General features: G+C 50.0%; 13 protein-coding genes and 1 rRNA gene. 5 read left to right on the plus strand and 9 right to left on the minus strand.

All coding sequences use genetic code 11. The annotated features are described in order from the left end of the window. Positions 1 to 63 precede the first annotated feature (63 nt). The gene (locus EL633_RS18300) at positions 64 to 1,314 is read left to right on the plus strand and encodes an FAD-dependent monooxygenase (protein ID WP_126628567.1); all 1,251 of its coding nucleotides are present in this window, start codon (positions 64 to 66) and stop codon (positions 1,312 to 1,314) included. Positions 1,315 to 1,597: 283 nt separating this feature from the next. Here the strand turns inward: EL633_RS18300 and EL633_RS18305 are convergent, their stop codons facing one another. Further along, positions 1,598 to 2,095 (minus strand): cupin domain-containing protein, encoded by a 498-nt coding sequence (locus EL633_RS18305; protein WP_126628568.1) that lies wholly within the window; start codon positions 2,093 to 2,095, stop codon positions 1,598 to 1,600. 358 nt (positions 2,096 to 2,453) lie between these two features. On the opposite strand from EL633_RS18305, the gene EL633_RS18310 reads away from it, so the two are divergent. Further along, positions 2,454 to 3,374 carry a LysR family transcriptional regulator gene (locus EL633_RS18310; RefSeq protein ID WP_126628569.1) on the plus strand — a complete coding sequence of 307 codons (921 nt, stop codon included), beginning with the start codon at positions 2,454 to 2,456 and terminating at the stop codon, positions 3,372 to 3,374. A gap of 118 nt (positions 3,375 to 3,492) precedes the next feature. Further along, the gene (locus EL633_RS18315) at positions 3,493 to 4,332 is read left to right on the plus strand and encodes a maleylpyruvate isomerase family mycothiol-dependent enzyme (protein WP_161982234.1); all 840 of its coding nucleotides are present in this window, start codon (positions 3,493 to 3,495) and stop codon (positions 4,330 to 4,332) included. A 446-nt stretch (positions 4,333 to 4,778) separates the two neighbouring features. Here the strand turns inward: EL633_RS18315 and EL633_RS18320 are convergent, their stop codons facing one another. The 5 genes from EL633_RS18320 to fxsT all read right to left on the minus strand — a co-directional run bounded on the left by EL633_RS18320 (position 4,779) and on the right by fxsT (position 12,282). Then, positions 4,779 to 5,192, minus strand: coding sequence for a hypothetical protein (locus EL633_RS18320; RefSeq protein WP_126628571.1), 414 nt, complete (start codon positions 5,190 to 5,192; stop codon positions 4,779 to 4,781). Between the two features lie 221 nt (positions 5,193 to 5,413). Next, positions 5,414 to 7,885 carry an NACHT domain-containing protein gene (locus EL633_RS18325; RefSeq protein WP_161982235.1) on the minus strand — a complete coding sequence of 824 codons (2,472 nt, stop codon included), beginning with the start codon at positions 7,883 to 7,885 and terminating at the stop codon, positions 5,414 to 5,416. A gap of 7 nt (positions 7,886 to 7,892) precedes the next feature. Next, positions 7,893 to 8,327 carry a Het-E N-terminal domain-containing protein gene (locus tag EL633_RS36605; protein WP_161982236.1) on the minus strand — a complete coding sequence of 145 codons (435 nt, stop codon included), beginning with the start codon at positions 8,325 to 8,327 and terminating at the stop codon, positions 7,893 to 7,895. Positions 8,328 to 8,681: 354 nt separating this feature from the next. Continuing rightward, entirely contained in the window at positions 8,682 to 9,023 is a 342-nt protein-coding gene (locus tag EL633_RS18330) for a hypothetical protein (protein ID WP_126628573.1), read from the minus strand. Positions 9,024 to 9,741: 718 nt separating this feature from the next. Continuing rightward, a complete protein-coding gene (gene fxsT / locus EL633_RS18335) occupies positions 9,742 to 12,282 on the minus strand; it encodes an FxSxx-COOH system tetratricopeptide repeat protein (protein ID WP_126628574.1) in 2,541 nt (846 codons plus the stop codon). Positions 12,283 to 12,786: 504 nt separating this feature from the next. Here fxsT and EL633_RS18340 point away from each other — a divergent pair. Then, a complete protein-coding gene (locus EL633_RS18340) occupies positions 12,787 to 13,098 on the plus strand; it encodes a hypothetical protein (protein ID WP_126628575.1) in 312 nt (103 codons plus the stop codon). 163 nt (positions 13,099 to 13,261) lie between these two features. Here EL633_RS18340 and EL633_RS18345 read toward each other — a convergent pair whose 3' ends face one another. Both EL633_RS18345 and EL633_RS18350 read right to left on the minus strand, forming a co-directional pair. Then, entirely contained in the window at positions 13,262 to 13,984 is a 723-nt protein-coding gene (locus EL633_RS18345; protein ID WP_126629471.1) for an endonuclease III domain-containing protein, read from the minus strand. 149 nt (positions 13,985 to 14,133) lie between these two features. Further along, on the minus strand, positions 14,134 to 15,285 hold the full coding sequence (locus tag EL633_RS18350; RefSeq protein ID WP_126628576.1) for a peptidoglycan recognition protein family protein: 1,152 nt from the start codon (positions 15,283 to 15,285) through the stop codon (positions 14,134 to 14,136). An 857-nt stretch (positions 15,286 to 16,142) separates the two neighbouring features. Between EL633_RS18350 and EL633_RS18355 the strand changes: the two genes are divergently transcribed. Then, a 16S ribosomal RNA gene (locus tag EL633_RS18355) occupies positions 16,143 to 17,621 on the plus strand. A 28-nt stretch (positions 17,622 to 17,649) separates the two neighbouring features. On the opposite strand, the gene EL633_RS36610 is transcribed toward EL633_RS18355, so the two are convergent. Next, the gene (locus EL633_RS36610) at positions 17,650 to 17,805 is read right to left on the minus strand and encodes a hypothetical protein (RefSeq protein WP_161982237.1); all 156 of its coding nucleotides are present in this window, start codon (positions 17,803 to 17,805) and stop codon (positions 17,650 to 17,652) included. Between the last annotated feature and the right edge of the window lie 107 nt (positions 17,806 to 17,912).

The following is a 17,912-nucleotide window of genomic DNA, read 5'->3' on the forward strand; positions in this document are numbered from 1 at the left end:
TTAAACAACACTACCTGCCAGTAAGCTATCTGAAGGTAACATCTCATAGAGAAGGGGTATACAATGAATAGTAATAAAATTACTAAAAACAAGAATATCTTAATTTCTGGGGCTAGCGTCGCGGGACCTGCACTGGCGTACTGGCTCAGTCAATATGGCTTCAATCCTACTGTGGTGGAGCTGTCATCAGAGCTTCGTAAGGGTGGCTATAAAGTGGATATCCGTGGGGTCGCGGTCGAGGTGGCTGAACGCATGGGGATTATGCAGGATATCCGCAACGCCAGCACGAATATGAAAACATCGACATTCGTTGATGGAAAAAGCAAGCCGTTGGCTACTGTCTCTGCAAACTTCTTAGAAGGGCGTGCGGAAAAAGACGACGAGATTATGCGTGGTGATCTGGCGCATATCCTTTACGAGCGCACCCAATCAGCCGTGGAATATCTTTTCGGTGACTCTATTGCAGCTATGGAACAAGATGATGATGGGGTTACTGTAACATTTGAAAGCGGTACAACGCGTACTTTTGATCTGGTCATTGGTGCTGATGGTCTACATTCCAATGTGCGCCGACAGGCCTTTGGGGATGAGTCACAATTTATCCATCATCTTGGCGCCTACATCTCCATCTTTTCTACCCCTAACTTCTTGCATCTTGATCATCAGGAGCTATACTACAATAGTCCAAAGAAACTCACCTGCATCTACAGTGCCCGCGAGAATACTCAGGCTAGAGCACTCTTTATCTTTAATGCGCCGCCATTATCTTATAATCATCGTGACAGCGAGCAGCAGAAGCAAATTCTGACCAGCACCTTTGCGGATACAGGCTGGCAGACCCCCAGATTGCTTGAGATGGCGCAGGAAGCTTCTGATTTCTACTTCGATTCAATGAGTCTGATCCAGATGGAACACTGGTCAACTGGTCGAACGGCGTTGCTGGGTGATGCCGCTTATTGTGCTTCACCAGCCTCGGGACAAGGAACGAGCATGGCATTGGTGGGTGCCTATGTATTGGCTGGAGAACTCGCTGAGGCTGGTGGGGACTACCATACAGCGTTTGCTCGCTATGAGAGTGCCATGCGCTCATACGTTGAGGCGAACCAACAGTTCGCGCTCAGAGCGATCAAGGGCTTCACGCCACGCACCAGTGCCCACCTCTGGTTCCAGAACCAGATGTTGCGTCTGTTTACTTTTCTGCCATTGGAAGGCCTCATTCTTGGACAAATCGTAAAGGCTATGGAGAAAATATCCACAACCATCACGCTCAAAGACTACCATACCTGTGAGCAGGTCCAGCATTTGGGAGCTTAATAAGTCCGGACATGTGATGTCTATGTTCTGATGGGATTCGGCATCGCATAGGTTCGGCCTTTTCCCGGCAATGAGATTGCCACCCATTGCCGGGCTTACGGAGGGCAGAAGTGGCTCTGCTCGCTGGAGTCTGCCCTGAGTGGTATACCCGGCTTGAGTAGGGACGGGATATGCACGTTTCCGTACAAGCGTTGGAAATTCTGATGGAGTCCGGGCTCTCTCGATGAGGAACTCCAAGAAAAGGTGGAGGAATAGCCGCGAGGTTCCTCCACCGACCGACGGCCTAACGCACAGGCGGAGTGTCTTCTCCTTGCAGCGGCGGCCCAACCTCGATGATCCCATAGCGCTCATCGACGTCATGGAGCGCTTGTCGGTCGTCTGGCTTAGTCCGTAATACGACGCCGACGGCCTCAAAGTACTGGCGCATCTGTCCTGCTGGCAACGCCTCGATGAGCAACTGACCATCTTCCGTGCCCACATTGCGGAAGGCATGGGCTGTCCCACGAGGAATGAAGATCCATGCACCCTCAGAGGCTTTCACGATGCGTTCGACGACTTTGATCAAAAAGGTTCCTTTTACAACCCAGAAACACTCATCGAATTGGGCATGTTTATGTTCTGGCGGTCCCATCTGCGGTGGGACTACTTCAAACCATGTATCCACCATCCCATTCGTCGTCTCTCCCGTCGTTTTCCACACCTGATACCAGTTCTCAGAAAGAAACGTTCTCTCCCCCTGCTCTACTTCTCGGATAATCGGACTTATAGCATTCTCTGTCATCTGATTTCTGCCTTTCGCTTTATACAAGGGAGCAAACACCTGCTCAAAAATGTTCTCGAGTCTGGACACGACGCATTATGAAGCACAATACGGCCTCTCCCTTCTGTACCGACCAATAATTATGTCTGGGGTGCCTGCGCTCTCCAGACTGGCAGAAAACTCAGCACTTCCCTTGAGACGAGAATTAGATATTATCTAAGTATAAAAAGTGTTTCAGGTAAAGAGCGCATCTTGTGAGAAGTGATTAGTACCTGCCGAAACAACCTTTTAATCATATCTTGACGAGAGAGAGAAGAACAAGACATAATGAGACATGGACCCATAGCCACAAAGCTATCGTTACGAAAGGAAAGAGTAGATAGATCTTCTTCAATTAAGATATTTTCGCGTGGTGGCACGCAGAGAGCATATGACGAAAGCGGCTGAGGAACTCTCCATTGCTCAACCTTCGCTCAGTAAAACGATTCGTCGTTTGGAGAAAGAGGTTGGCGTTCCTCTTTTTGATCGGCAAGAAAGATCTCTTCAGCTCAATCAGTTCGGAAAAGCATTCCTTGAACATGTTGAAGCCATCTTTTATGAATTGGAGGAGGGGCAGCGCAAAGTCCGAGATATGGCCGGGCTCGAACAAGGAGAGGTTTCGCTGATTGCGACTTCACTCCCCTGGATTCCTGACCTGTTACAACACTTCAAAGCCTTACACCCTTCCATTCGCTTCCGCTTATCCCAATGCCCATTGACCCAAATATCCCAGCAGCTCGAAACTGGTGCCTATGATTTCGGCTTCTTATCCACACCGCTCGTCAAGCCTGGTATCCAATGGAGAACCTTGCTGACCGAAGAAATTTTTTTGGTTGTTCCCAGTACGCATAGACTTGCCGGGCAGAAGCACATCGCTTTGCGTGAAGTAGCCCACGAAGCTGTGGTGATTGAGAAGGTTGGCAGTGGTCTGCGTGACCTGATCGATACATTTTGCCAGCAAGCAGGCATCACGCTTTCCATTCCTTACGAAATAGATGAGCCTGCGACCCTCTATGGATTCGTCAAAGCTGGACTTGGCGTGGGATTTACGCCGGCACTGATGAAGAAACAAGCCAATGAGCAAACCTTAGCATGCATCCATCTGACGAATCCTACCTGTGAGCGTACTCTTGGCATCGCCTGGCAGGAGAAACATTATCTCTCTCAGCCAGCCCTGGCCTTCCGTCAGTTTGTCATGAAATATTTTACCAACCTGGAGCAAGCCGTCTCCCCCAGTTCTCTTTCCCTTGCTTCAGAATGAATCAAGCCACCTGCGACTAAAATCAGTTATACTGGCAGATATAAAATCAGTTATACTGGCAGATATGGGAACCGCATATGCCGGGCTTGGTGAACTTATTAGAGCCGCGAGGAGTAACATGCAGCCAGTTGAACCTATTATGGTTATCGAGCTTTTTCCACAGGAGCGAAAGCAGTTAGTGGAGCTTTTTTCTCAATTGGAAGCTGAAGATTGGGAACGAGCAACGATTTGTCCAGGATGGACTGTAAAGGATATCGGGCTTCATCTGTTAGGCGATGATATCGGGTATCTCTCTGGCAAAAGAGATCATTTCAGCAATCCTTTTTTTCGCGACAAAGATATGCACGAGTGGGCAAATCTGGTTACAAATATTAATGAAGCCAATGAACTATGGGTAAAGGCTTTAACACGCGTCAGCCCACGGCTCCTCTCGGATCTCCTGGCATGGACCGGACAACAATTTTACGATTATGTACGCTCCCAGGATCAAATGGCTATGGGTGGCGTCGTCAGTTGGGCCGGACCCGATCCTGCTCCTGTATGGCTTGATACCGCCAGAGAATATACAGAGAGATGGTTGCACCAGCAGCAGATACGAGACGCAGTCGGGCGGCCAGGATTCAAAGAGAGACGCTTTTTTCACCCTGTCCTCGATACCTTTGTACGAGCATTGCCATATACGTATAGAGATATTCCTGTTTCTGACATGACGGTCGTTAAGTTTGTCGTGACGGGTGATGCTGGCGATACATGGTATCTGGTGGGGAACGAGAACAAGTGGTCTCTCTCGAAAAGTGTTGAGTATCCACCAAACACGACCGTAAGCATGGATCAAGAGACCTGCTGGCGATTATTTACGAAAGGCATCAGTAAAAAACAGGCGAAAGCACAAACCACCATCGAAGGTGATCACCAACCAGGAGAAAAACTCCTGGAAACCGTTTCGATTATTGCGTGATCATGAGTAAATAGTTCATATACATTGTGCTGAAAGACAATGTATATGAACTATTCTTTTTTCTGCCTCTCAAAACAGAGCCGCCATTCCAGGAAATAACAAGAGTTGCTCACGTCACTCTTTAGTGGTTTTAAAGCCCAACCTTTCCTTCACCCCACTTCCCATGAACAACCTGTCCAGCCGTTCCATATACTGCCGATTTTGAGTCAGCTCTATAGTGTTATCTCATGAGAAGTAAAGTGAGATCTGATGAGTACTGACATCCTCAAGCGCCTTTGCTATTGTTAAGGCATTGGATTGATATGCCAGGAGTCCTTTCAGATGGCAAGCAACTGCGAATGATTCCAGGTGCTCTGGCTGCCGCTGCCCTTTCTGCTTTGTGACAATGGATACCTTTATTTATGATTGCCCGAACTAAATAGCGACTGGTGTTTGCCCCCAGCCAATTAACCAGCCATATTGAATAGTATGCAATTCATGCCCGTGCCATCGGCCCAAAGCTGCCAATTGCGTTCCAACCAGGTTTGCGTATCTGTGACCACTTCCTTGGGGAAGTACTCCGGATAATTTGTCGCAACCTGCCTGACGGCCAGCAGATTGAACAAGTGGTAAAACTGCGGTGGTCTCTCCCTTTGATAAAAGAGGAAATGCTGAAATTGGGTATGTATTATTTGTGCCGCTTTCCCAAAGGCTTCCAGCGGGAAGGCTGCAAGCATATGCGACTCAAACGCTATCTCGGCTGAGATGCCAACAGCACAGCGCTGCACATCCATAAACTTGGCTTTGTTGCTGCCGCACCAATAAAAATCTGCTTCGCGTCCTGCGGGAGTTGGTGTAACAATATAGCGAATTCGGCACACCCTTCCCGCGCAATATTGCTATTTGTGGAAGGTTTATATAGCGGGTCAAGCTCCTGGGGAGTAACCATTTTAGCCTCCAGGTGTCAGAGAAAACAAAATAAAAAGGGATACGGATATTCACCTCCTCTGGTCGTGTTTGCTTAGTCAGGTAAAAACAGTGGCAAGGGGGACAAGGACCAGAGGCGATGTGATGCGGCACAACAGCGAGACAGACCTAACCATCACGGCATTGGGTGAGGTAGGTCCGCAAAATAGTCCAGTAAGAGACGATGGGGGAAACTGTAGCCACCACTGATGCGCCGCAGCAAAACACGTGCGGTAGCTTCCTCCAGAAATTGTGGCGCATGCCAGGGGAACAGATGGGAATGCGCAAGCAGCCCACGGATGATGTAGTGACGGAGGACTGCCAGTCCACCACGTGAGGCACCTACCAGCAGTGCACCACACACGATCATGAGAACGATCCGCACCATGTCATCGCTTATTATGCTGAGGATTACCCAAGGCCTCAGCATAACGGCTATTCCATAGTTCAATCCAATGCTCAGCACGCCGGTCACGCCGATTAGGAGACTGCTGACAAATGCCATGCGAACACTATTCTGCAACGAACGTCGGATTCCTTGATTGGGAAGACGGCGCGTATGATCCTCAATCTGTGCGCTTTCGACTCCCTGAAACAGTCCGAGGAGCATCCAGTAGAGGAAACCATAGCTTAACCCATAGCTTAGCCCATAGCTTAGTCCGCTGATTAACCCGCTGATTAACCCGCCGCTCAGCCCATTGATTAACCCGCTGATCAGCCCATTGCTCAATCCAATCATGCTGGCTGTCAGGAGCGTTTCCCTTCCATGGTTGGCAGTAAGCAGGCTTCTCACCAGACGTTGCCAGGTCCAATGGAGGTGTTCAGTGAGGACAATACGCTCAGATTGGGCGGAGAGAATGGCGTCGGCCAGGATGCTGCCGAAACTGAAAACCATCACGCAATGCAGCCCACTGATTAACCCAGCGCTCAACCTAGAGTGCAGCCAGTAGCTCAGGCCATCGCTAATTCCTATCATGACAATCACCAGCCAGATGCGTCGTGCATGCATTGTTTGGATACGATGCATCAGCAATGGCCCTCTCTGCATGGCCTGAGGTGGAGGAGAGGCACTTTCAAGTGGAAACCTGCCAAAGATCCGACTGAGCACGAGGCTGCAGCTGCCAAAGACAATGCCAAAGATCATCCCATCTCGTCGCCATTTGTCGAGACTATACTGGTGGCCTAGATACAATCCCCAACTCAGCCCCATGAGCAGCCCGATGATGATGCTCACAGGGATGTCTCGGCTGAACAGCTTCCAACGCCTAGGGTTGTAGTGCTCTGTCGGTGGCACGAGTAATGCGCCGCCACGGGATAAAGTGGTGCTTACAAACCATCCCACCAATCCTCCCAAAGTCACAGCATGCACCAGAGATAGTAAATCAAGGTTTATAACGAGCCAAGCAGTGCCGAGGCTTGCAAGGATGCCAATCAAAACCCCAGGCAATCGGACGGCGAGCAATTCATACCAACATTGTTGCTGGAAGTCCAACCAGTCGGATTGCAGATGCTCCAGGTAAAAAATCGTCTGATTGCGACTGCGCATCTGGCGCGCCAGAAAGGTCAGCCAGCCAATCAGATCATGCGGCGAACCACAGGTGAGCGTGCCCTTGCGGGCTACCATCCGTTCCACGTACCGAGCGAAGAGTTGACGTTGCAGGTCAGGCAAGGACAAGGCCACTGGCAGATCGTGGACCGATGTGCCCTGGTACGTCAACAACACGATGTTGAGCATCAACGGCGTCATCACGATCTCTTGCAGCGCCTCGTTCGTTCTGAGCGCTGCACGCAACGCGATCACTGGCTTGCCACACTGCTCAAGATAGGTCTCCACCTGCTCTCTGCTGAGTGGTTGCACGACTACCGCGCTGTGTAGCGTCAGCCGGGTGTGGGTGGTTGCCGCTTCATATTCGGTTGTTCGGCTGGTCACAACGAGGGGATGCAAATGCTGGCGGTGATAGGTGTTCAAGGCCTTGATACAGTCACCACGGACCGCTTCTTCCATCTCATCAAGGCCGTCGAGAAGCGGAAAGAGGCGCTCTTCCCGGACCCAACGGTCACAGAGGCGTCGGGGGAGGTCATAGATCAAGGCGACCTGCTCGCTGAGCCACCGTTCAATCGGGTGTTGGTTACTTGCCCAGGAAGAGAGGGGGACAATGACGGGCAACACCTGGCAGGGATCTTGCTCAGCCTGCTTCACGAGATCCAACGCGAACGCCAGGAGCAATGTGGACTTCCCGGTTCCAGGCTCTCCCAGCACCAGCAGTTCGTGCCCCGCATGTCGACAGACCTGTGTCAGTGTGGTACCTACAGGCAACAGGTGTGGAGGCCGCTGATCAGGTTCATAGAGCAGTCGTACGGGAGGCGTGACGGCTTTGGGATATTCCCCCAGTGTGAGGGTCATGTGCAACACCCCATGTAACGATTGGGAAAACTGCTCACGATAGCGTGTGCGTAGCCGGTCCAGGAACCGCGCGCGATTCTGACCCTCCGGGGATGAGGAAGCCGCATACACATTGACGGTCGCATTGGCTTCATGCGTCGCCTGAGCGATATAGCTGCCATGCGCTCCTTGTGAGACGCCAGGTTTTTCTCGTTCCTCTGCCATCGACGGATCATGCCTTTCGGGTGTGGGTGGATGAGGGAGGCTGAGGTGCGAGAGGAGTCCCAATGTGGACCGAGGCGTTGCTTGCTCGATCAGCCTGGGCAATGTAGTTGCCAGTGGCAGTTTGATTAGATGCTGCATGTTCTGAGGACGACTGAATCACCTGAAGCATTGCTTGCGCGATCTGGAGGAGCTCGTGATCTTGATCGGCTTTGACAGCCGCGATCTCTTCCGCGAGTGCGGCTTGGCGGGCTGCAGATGTGGGCTTCGCTTCGACGTGCGTTACTGCCTGCATGACATCACCCTCTTGCCCAAACTTATTGACTAACTGCGTTTTGAGCTGATGATAGGCATCGGTGAGCGCGGTTTTTCCCACCTCGGTCAGCCCTGCGTTGGCGCCAGTAGAGATGGCGGCCACAATGGCCGCTGTAATCAGGTCTAGCATGCATTTCATCTCCTGAAAAGTATATATGATATAAAGTGAAAAAATATGACTATATAGAGTATACACTACTATTGAGTTTATGGAAAGATATAAATGGGATTCTTGAAAAAATTACATCTAGATGTATTTATATAATAATAAAAAATTTTATGTGTTAGATGCATGGGGCGAGCAGCTTTTTGTGATGGCTTGACAAATGAGACGATGCAAAATGCTCAAGGAGCAGGCGGTGGGAGAACATATCAATCAGATCATAGGATTTGTTGAAATCACGCCTGCTGATGACCGGGGAAACAATTGCTAAGAGAGGATAGTCTATCTTTTTGCAAGAGAGATAACTCGTTTTTTCTGTTTTTACTCGTATTTTGGCGGAAGCTGTGTAAATGTGGTTTCAAACTCATTCACCTTTATAAGATAATCAATCACTTCCTCAATTCGTTGGCGCGTCACAACATCAATAAGGACCATATCACTTGCCCAAAAGTATGCTCCAGAAAAGCATTCACCTGTCTTCTTGTTCTTTTCTGTGAGTGTCGCAATATTCTGATAGGTGAGGAACGTAGCAACCCAACGGCGACCATCCTGGTAGGTAACAATTATATCGGTGTTATCGTCCTCTGGCTTCCATGTTCCAGGTGACCATTCTTCTGCTTCGATCCAAATTGTATAGCACTGCTGTTCTTTGTTTATTGCCATGTTCAATCTCACTGTGTTGTCCGACTCATATGTTGACCTGCCAGAGTATTAGGAACTGCGTGTTTACCAGTTCCTTGACGTGTAGGGCAGGCGCGTGCTTACTACATGCGCTTGCCTCTTTCCATCCTCTGTCAGTTTTCTTGTTTTAGGTAATATTTGCGTACCTTTTCAGGGTTCTTTGTATAGAATGTCGTGTATCCGCAGTTTACACAACTTACTGGAATAGTTTTTGTGGAAGATACCAACCCTGTCCTGAGGTACACTTGATAGCGTTCTGCGCCTTGGGCGACAACACGTTGCCCTCCACATTCGGGGCATGGTCTGTTTGCCGCACGTTCAATTGCCGCAGTCATATCATACATATACGTTTCCCCTCTCAATTAGTATTTTCTTACAAATGATACAATTTGTTTTACACTCTGCAAAAATATAGAAAATAACCAGCTTCAAGCCGATCATGTCGCACTATTTTTGAAAATTCAGCAAGGAAATCGAAGCTCACATTAACAGCTTCTTGTTTCAGAGATGGATCGGATTTGAAATCACCAATTTCGGATGACTGTGCCTCGGGGCTTCGGGTAGTTCGTTCCACAGTGTTTGTATCCTCCACAGAGGGTTCTATCTCAAAATACCTCTGTATGGCGTGACGATAATGCTCCAGATTGTGTAAGTCTCCTGTTTGCTGGCATTCTTCGTTCTTTCGGCTAGTAAAGCACACTTATTCGGACCAGGTGAAGCCGAAGAGGTTCAGTGTTTTCGTACCGCTAGCGAGGTGTGAGGGCGGAACTGTTGCTGCTTCTGGGATTGGTTCTTGCTCAGGCAGGGATGCAATATGTTGTAGCAGTACCTTCGCCTCCTCGTATTTTTCCTGTCTGATATAGAGATTGACTAGCCCGGTCAGAGGATAGCGGATACCAGGGTGTAGCGTATCTGAGTACTGCTCGAAAAGCTGAAGAGTACGCTGATAGCTTGTTTCGGCCTCGGCATATCTTTCCATTTTTAAATACAGCATTGCTAGCGTATCCAGGTAAAAAGCGAAGCGTAAATTTTCTGTCCCACATATACGCTCCTGAATATGTAATGCACGCAGTAGTAATGTTTCAGCCTCACTATATCTTCCTGTTTCGATATAGACAGCCGCCAGGTTGTTGAGAAGCGCTGCAAGTTCAGTTGTTTCTATCCCCTGGGTTTTTTCTTGGAGGGCAATTGCTCTGAGGAATAAAGTTTCGGTTTCTCGTGAATTGAGCTGACCTTGCGCCCATGAACTGAGTGCCAGTGTACACAATAGCGCAGCCAGGCAGGGGTGATCAGGTCCAACCATCTGTTCTTGCAATCTGAGCGATCGCTGAGCCAGTTCGCGCGCCTCTCCATACTTTTCAGCTCTGAAGCACAGGACAGAGAACATTTCTAGTGGCATGGCGAGATCACTATGCTCTGCACCCAGGGCTTGCTCTCGTTCGTGAAGGATGTACCGAAAGAGTCGTTCAGCTTCCTCATAACGGCCAGACTCGGTTAAGACGCAGGCCAGACCGCATAATGGCTGCGTGGCTTGTACACTATCCGGTGGAATCAGCAACTGCTGATAGTGGACGGACGCGCGCTGGTAGAGCGTTTCGGCTTCCACATATTTTCCCTGTTTGCGCTTGCTATCCGCTATGCTGGTTAATAGAACTGCGACATCCATATCCAGGAGTGCCGGCGTTTGTTCCAGGAATAGCAGGGCTTGCTGATAAAGTGCCTCGGCCTCAGCATACCGGTCGCGTTGGGCAAGGTAGCTGGCTGTTTTTGTGAGCAAGGCGTAACGGGTCGCAGGAGTGCACGTTCCCTTATCACTCTGCCGGATCAGGAACAAAGCATGCGGCAGTAGCTGCTCGCACCATGGCCAGAGCTCCATCCCGGTCTGATTAAGAGGGAAAGCTTGATTCACCATCTCGAAGACGCGTGTGGCACGGTGCTGACGTATACCCTCATCTAATCCTGTCTTGAGTATAGTCTGTACCAGGCGATGGATCGTCAGCGTTTTGGTTGGGGCATGACGGCGAATGAGCGAGTAGGTCAGTAATTCTTTGAGAGCCGTATTGAATTTTTGAGGTTTGACTAAGCTCGCTTGTGCCGGTACATCCAGATAGGGGGCTCCTTCGGTGAATAAACGCTCTGGAATTGCATCCGGGGCAAGGAAGCTACAAATTGTCAGGATATCGATGGCTTCTGGTGAGGCCGTGCGTACTTTTTCAAGGGAGAGATGAATGGTTCGTTCAACTGAAAAGGGATGATCGGCATACACATTGCGCTCTCTGAGCATTTGTAGCGGTGAATCCTGGAACAGGTGCAGAAAATCGTCCAGGCTGCATTGTGTTTCTTCTATATAGCTGCCAGCTTGATCAAGTGCCAGCGGCAGTCCCCCCATAACTTCCGCGAGGATACGCGCTGTCGCTACATCTGGTAGTTGATCAAGCTGTGTATTGAATGGTAAGTGAGGATCGATGCGTCTTGCGCGCTGCAACAAGAAGAGCACACTTTCCTCCAATGACATCTGTGGTATTTCTATGCTCAGCGCCAATGTACCGACCGTACTGCGCCTGGTAGTTAGCAGCAGGGTACCGCGATTAGCTGTAGGCAGGAATTCTTTCAGCATCTCAAGGTCTTCAACGTTATCCAATATCATCAGCCAGTCGCAGTGGGTATCGAGCCAGTTTCTCACGGCGGTCACTACCTTATTGTGATCTGACCCCTGGCTGGCGGGTAATTGTAAGAACGTGGCGATAGAGACAAAGCTGGCGATGATTGTTTCAGGTTCTTCCGCCCCTACCCAGAGCATCGCTGTGTAGTCTTGCGCATACTGGTATGCATATTCGAGAGCCAGCTGCGTTTTTCCAATTCCGCCTGGACCACTTAATGCGCTGGATCGAGTGAGGGCAGCGATCTTCTGCTGGGAAAGGGTCTCATGCAGATGACTCAGCAGCGTTTCCCGTCCAGTAAAAAAAGGATTGCGTTGATATGGTACGCACCAGGGCTTTTCAACGGACGGCACGCCGCTGATATTACCAAACAATGTCTCACGAGACACATGCAATGCCTGACAAAGCAATTCACGTGATTGACCCTGTGGAACGGCTCGATCGCGCTCCCAGCGCTGAATACTCCTCGCCGATACACCAATTGCCTCCGCCAGTGTCTCCTGTGAATGATTAGCATACACGCGTGCCGCCAGCAAACGTTGACCTAAAGAAATAGCATCTGTCCTGGGTCTTGATTCCATTCAATACTCCCATTAAATAGAGAAAGGTAGCTAACCAGCAGGTATTTCCCGATTGTTATTTCTATACATGTATAAATACGCTTGCAGCTATAAAAATTTTACCATTTCTGATTCATATTCCAGAAACATTAAAGTGTCGTTAGATTGTCGTGTCTCTGTCGTGGTGAAATAGACCATGTTCGAGCATACTAAATAAAGTGATGTGCGGGTTATTTAAAATCGTGAAGTGCTTAAACCGAAGCCAATAAAACTATCATCTTGATTAAAGAAAAGTAGTCTATATGCATCGGTACTAAAGCCAGATAAGTCTCTCACATGAATAACTTGTCCAGAGCGTTAACTAAATTCTAATGCTATCTAGTAAGCTAAGCAGGAGAAAAAAACATGCATTTGTTCTCACGGAAAAACCTGGTGATCAGTGCACTTATGATGATGATGCTCTGTGCGCTGATGCTATTTAATGGCGGCAGTTCCGCTTACGCAGCCACTGCGCATGGAAATTTAGTGAATTCTCAAGCTGTGATAAATGGTACTGTCGGGCCACCGGAGGTTCCGGATAACTGCTTATCCGGCTACGTCTGCATCTACCCAACTTCAAACTGTGCACTATTACCATCGAATACCTACTTCCATTATGGTACCTATAAGCTTTCCAACCAGTACGACAGGCACTGCGTCTTTAATAACCAGACCGGTAATGCCCGTGTCTGGTTCTGTACTGACAGCTATGGCAAGACCTGTCCATTGTCCTATTCGGCTCGTGGCTGGGGAATTGTTAACCTTACTCCGATCAACTCTATTAAGCTCACTTCATAATTGTAAACCAGTAAACGCCAGAATTGTTGACCCTTTCCTTTCATCGGGAGAGGGTCGGCTTGTGCATTCCAGAACTTGAATAGTGGTAGTTATGCTTGACCCAGGGAGGCCAGGAAGATGGCTTCGGCGAGGGCAGTGCGCTCGATTGTGGCTGCCAACCTTTTTAAGACGCACCCGTTTCCTGCGCGTTCACACTACCAACATAGGCGCATTCCTGGTACAGTGGGCACTCCCCACACTTGGGCCGCTGGGCATGGCAGACCTGGCGTCCGTGGCGGATCATACCGACGTGCAGGCCATAGACCCAGTCGGGCGGCGCGATCTTCGCAAACACGGTGTGGGCCTGGTTTGCGTTGACCTTGGGGCCGATCAGACCCAGACGTTTACTGACACGATGGACATGGGTATCGATTGGCATGATGGCCTCATTCATGTTGAAGAGCATGACACAGGCGGAGGTTTTCGGCCCTACTCCTGGCAATTTCTGGAGGTATTTCCAGCCTTCTTCGGGCGTGAATTTTTGGATCTCGTCGTAGAGAAATTCGGCGAGTGCTTTGGTGCCACCCTGGTCCTGTTGTTGTTCGGTGAGGGTATGCAGGACATCCTGGATGCGGGGCGCTTTGACGTTGGCGAGTCCACCAGAGCGGATGGCGTCGGCGACTTTGTTGGTGGGGGCGTCGCGTACCTCTTCCCAGGTGGCATAGGTGTCGACGAGTTGACGATAAGCTCGGCCAGAGTTGATGTCGGATGTGTGTTGCGAGAGTATGGTCCCGATGAGTCCACCCAGCGGATCATAGTTGGGCTCGTTGTGCATTTCGCCGTAGGTTTCGATGAGGGTATCGTAGATGCGTGTTAAATGAATCGATGGTGTGATGGTTGCCGTCATACTGAATCCTTCTCTATCTTACTACGCTTTCTTCTGTCTATAATAGAGACGGTTGACCAGGCAAAACAGGTGCATATTCGAAGAGAAAAACATTTTTGTCCTTCTCTTCGAATATGCATAGATAAATAGGGCGGACAGCTCGTGTTTGCTTAGAGGAGACTGCTGCGTACGCTGCCACCTGTGGCGGCACACCATGTATTGATATCTACCGATCCTGACGCCGGGAGCTGGTGTAAGAGTTGTAGCTGACGTACGGCGGAGGCTGTCGCTGCGCTGAATGTACCTGTGATGCCTACCCCGTAGCCGTTGCGATTGAGCAGGCTCTGCAAAGCGCTGACCGGGGCTCCCGCACTGCCTGTGTGTAGGGATGTAACCAGCTTCTCCCAGGTCTGATTGGTGACATGACCATTGACTGGAAGCTGATTGCTGCTCTGAAACCGTCTGATGGCGGCATCGGTGGCGCTCTCGAAGGTGCCGCTGACACCTACGGCATATCCTTTATTGTTGAGCAGGCGTTGGACGACCTGAACGCCTATGCCACTGGTCTTTAATCGCAGCTCAGGCCAGTTGCGTTCGGCCATGCTCGCTCCACTGCCGAGACGTTGCGCGACCCTTCTGCGTAGTGCGGGCAGCAAGGCATAGAATCTTCTACCAGGACATTCGGTTGAATGGAAGTCCATATGCCCAAAGATACTATTCGCTTGTAAGCCATATTGCACACAAATATAGGCACATAAATCTACAAGCGCGGCCAACTGGGTCTCGGGTGGTGTGGCGGCGGTATATGTTCCTTCGTTTTCAATACCAATAGATTCTTGATTCATGGCAGGACAATGGGTGCCCTCAACTACCTGTTTGCCACTCTGGAGGGCCGCCAGACTCTTATGGCGTCCTTCCAGAATATAGCCACCACGCGACACCGTGAACTGTTGGCCGGTATCAATCCAATCGTTGCTATCCATATGGAAATTTTGGATCTGACGCGCCAGCTTATAAGCCTGCGCCAGCGTATAGTTGGTTGTATTGGGGAACACAGTGTGATGGATTAGAATCTCTTTGGCGCTAATATTTAACACTTTTACAGGGACATCTGGTGGACGTGCGCCCCATGTGGCACAACTGATAATGGAAGGTGTGGCTGCTGCCGCCGCATGCGCCGTTTGGGGAGAGTGCGCAAGCCTCCACACTTCAGTACCACCTAACGTAAAAGTGGTGATGAGACCTGCACCAAGTTTCAACATCGTTCTACGTTTCAAGCGTTCTGGGAATCCTGATCCTCCTGACAACATATCCTTTTCCATAGATTAAAGGTCCTTTCCATCGCCGCATTAAACTCAAATGACGTGGACATCCATGTTCCCATTTCTCTACATCAATGAATACAAGTGATTATATATAATCAGTAGCATTATGTATAGAATGATCCCCCAAATTATCTACTCGCACTCATGTGGTTTCATCAATAAAATAATTTTGTGCCTCCTTTTTTTGCTTAAGTTTGCCATTTTCCTTGTATCTGGAAGGCTTTCTCTTGCTCTTGAAAGTACTTTTGGAAATGTGGCCTAAAAGGCTTGACAGAAATGGAGAAGCTATGGCATAATCATCGAGCTGCAGAAAACGACAATCACCGAGCTCTTTGAGTGCCGGTGCTCCTGTCCCTTTCGCTCCATGTGTGCCACGTTAAGGTGGCTCCTCCGAGATGGCATGTATCTCATCACTCGTATCAACGATAAGTTGTGTCAGTGGGAGTTCCAGCTCTTTTTTCTCAGTGGCTCATCTGGCTTGCCAGGCGGGCGGGTAAGAAAAAACGAACTTTCGGAGTCAGTCAAAAATTGGTTGAAAAACCGCTTGACAAAGCCCAATGGATCTGCGATACTACAGCACGTGAGACAAGCAAACGAAAAAACATTCAACGCTTGTTGCACATGAAACAAACGTTTCACATGGTACCTTGACAACTGAAGAGTGGAAAGCAGAACAGCAACTGGAACACATGAATAAGTTTCACGTTCCTGTCAATTCGATCCCGGACGTTCGCGTTCGGTGATCACAACAATAATCTGCGAACAAATTACAGCCAATGTTGGAAGACTTGGCCTTGATCGCAATTCTCATGCAATTTCTTCCTGCTCGTTGAGTTGGAATGAATCATAAAAATTGGATGGCGAGTTTGATCCTGGCTCAGGATAAACGCTGGCGGCGTGCCTAACACATGCAAGTCGAACGCTCTGCGCAAGCAGGGAGTGGCGGACGGGTGAGTAACACGTGGGCAATCTACCATCAGGTGAGGAATACCGGCGAGAAATCGCCGACAATACCGCATAGGCTCGCAAGAGCAAAGCTCGCAAGGGCGCCTGAGGATGAGCCTGCGCTCGATTAGTTTGTTGGTGAGGTAATGGCTTACCAAGACGACGATCGATAGCTGGTCTGAGAGGACGATCAGCCACACTGGGATTGAGAACGGCCCAGACTCCTACGGGGGGCAGCAGTGAGGAATTTTCGTCAATGGGGGCAACCCTGAACGAGCAACGCCGCGTGCAGGATGAAGGTTTTCGGATCGTAAACTGCTTTTCTCTGGGACGAGAACGGACGGTACCAGAGGAATCAGCCCCGGCTAACTACGTGCCAGCAGCCGCGGTAATACGTAGGGGGCAAGCGTTGTCCGGATTTATTGGGCGTAAAGCGCACGCAGGCGGTCAGATCAGTCTGGGGTGACAGTCGTCGGCTCAACCGACGAAGTACTTCGGATACTGTCTGACTTGAGGGCTTCAGAGGGACACGGAATTCCGGGTGGAGTGGTGAAATGCGTAGATATCCGGAGGAACACCGATGGCGAAGGCAGTGTCCTGGGAAGTACCTGACGCTCAGGTGCGAAAGCTAGGGGAGCGAACAGGATTAGATACCCTGGTAGTCCTAGCCGTAAACGATGACCACTAGACGTTGGGGGTATCGACCCCTTCAGTGTCGCAGTTAACACAGTAAGTGGTCCGCCTGGGGAGTACGGTCGCAAGATTAAAACTCAAAGGAATTGACGGGGACCCGCACAAGCAGCGGAGCGTGTGGTTTAATTCGATGCAACGCGAAGAACCTTACCAAGGCTTGACATGGATTTGCACCAGCCGTAACTGGCTGTCCCTTCGGGGCGGATCCACAGGTGCTGCATGGCTGTCGTCAGCTCGTGTCGTGAGATGTTGGGTTAAGTCCCGCAACGAGCGCAACCCCTGTCGTTAGTTGAATTTCTCTAGCGAAACTGCCATTTTAAAATGGAGGAAGGCGGGGATGACGTCAAGTCAGCACGGCCCTTACGCTTTGGGCGACACACACGCTACAATGGTCAGGACAAAGAGTCGCGAACTCGCGAGAGGGAGCCAATCTCGTCAAACCTGGCCTCAGTTCAGATTGGAGGCTGCAACCCGCCTCCATGAAGTTGGAGTTGCTAGTAACCGTAGGTCAGCACACTACGGTGAATACGTTCCCGGGTCTTGTACACACCGCCCGTCACACCACGAAAGTTGGCAACACTTGAAGCCGCTGGGCTAACTCGCAAGAGAGGCAAGCGTCGAGGGTGGGGTCAGTGATTGGGGTGAAGTCGTAACAAGGTAGCCGTACCGGAAGGTGCGGCTGGATCACCTCCTTTCTAGGGAGCTTTGGTGGGTGTCTTTCTTTCAAAGAAAGACGTTTATACTCATCACACTTCCAGGTCGAACAGGACGACGAAAGTATTCATCCAGCAGTTGGGCTGGTTTCCACTCTTCAGATGTTGGGGTCAACAGGGCCACGCTACGGCGTTGTACCTGCCAGCATCGCACCTTGACAACCAAATACCGTATATCTTCAATTTTGCTGAGCCATGATAGGTCAGCCAGAGTTGAAGCAGAGGATCGCTGTTCTTTCTCGCAAGAGGGAGAATGGTAAACAAGCATTCACA

The organism is Dictyobacter alpinus, from assembly GCF_003967575.1.
Taxonomy (GTDB): Bacteria; Chloroflexota; Ktedonobacteria; order Ktedonobacterales; family Ktedonobacteraceae; genus Dictyobacter; species Dictyobacter alpinus.

Bases quoted from the DNA above. Each gene is read 5' to 3' on its own strand.
- EL633_RS36605 (WP_161982236.1), bottom strand. From the start codon at position 8,327: ATGCTAGACCTGATTACAGCGGCCATTGTGGCCGCCATCTCTACTGGC.
- EL633_RS18350 (WP_126628576.1), bottom strand. From the start codon at position 15,285: ATGGAAAAGGATATGTTGTCAGGAGGATCAGGATTCCCAGAACGCTTG.
- EL633_RS18300 (WP_126628567.1), top strand. From the start codon at position 64: ATGAATAGTAATAAAATTACTAAAAACAAGAATATCTTAATTTCTGGG.
- EL633_RS18345 (WP_126629471.1), bottom strand. From the start codon at position 13,984: ATGACGGCAACCATCACACCATCGATTCATTTAACACGCATCTACGAT.
- fxsT (WP_126628574.1), bottom strand. From the start codon at position 12,282: ATGGAATCAAGACCCAGGACAGATGCTATTTCTTTAGGTCAACGTTTG.
- EL633_RS18305 (WP_126628568.1), bottom strand. From the start codon at position 2,095: ATGACAGAGAATGCTATAAGTCCGATTATCCGAGAAGTAGAGCAGGGG.
- EL633_RS18315 (WP_161982234.1), top strand. From the start codon at position 3,493: ATGCAGCCAGTTGAACCTATTATGGTTATCGAGCTTTTTCCACAGGAG.
- EL633_RS18325 (WP_161982235.1), bottom strand. From the start codon at position 7,885: ATGGCAGAGGAACGAGAAAAACCTGGCGTCTCACAAGGAGCGCATGGC.
- EL633_RS18330 (WP_126628573.1), bottom strand. From the start codon at position 9,023: ATGGCAATAAACAAAGAACAGCAGTGCTATACAATTTGGATCGAAGCA.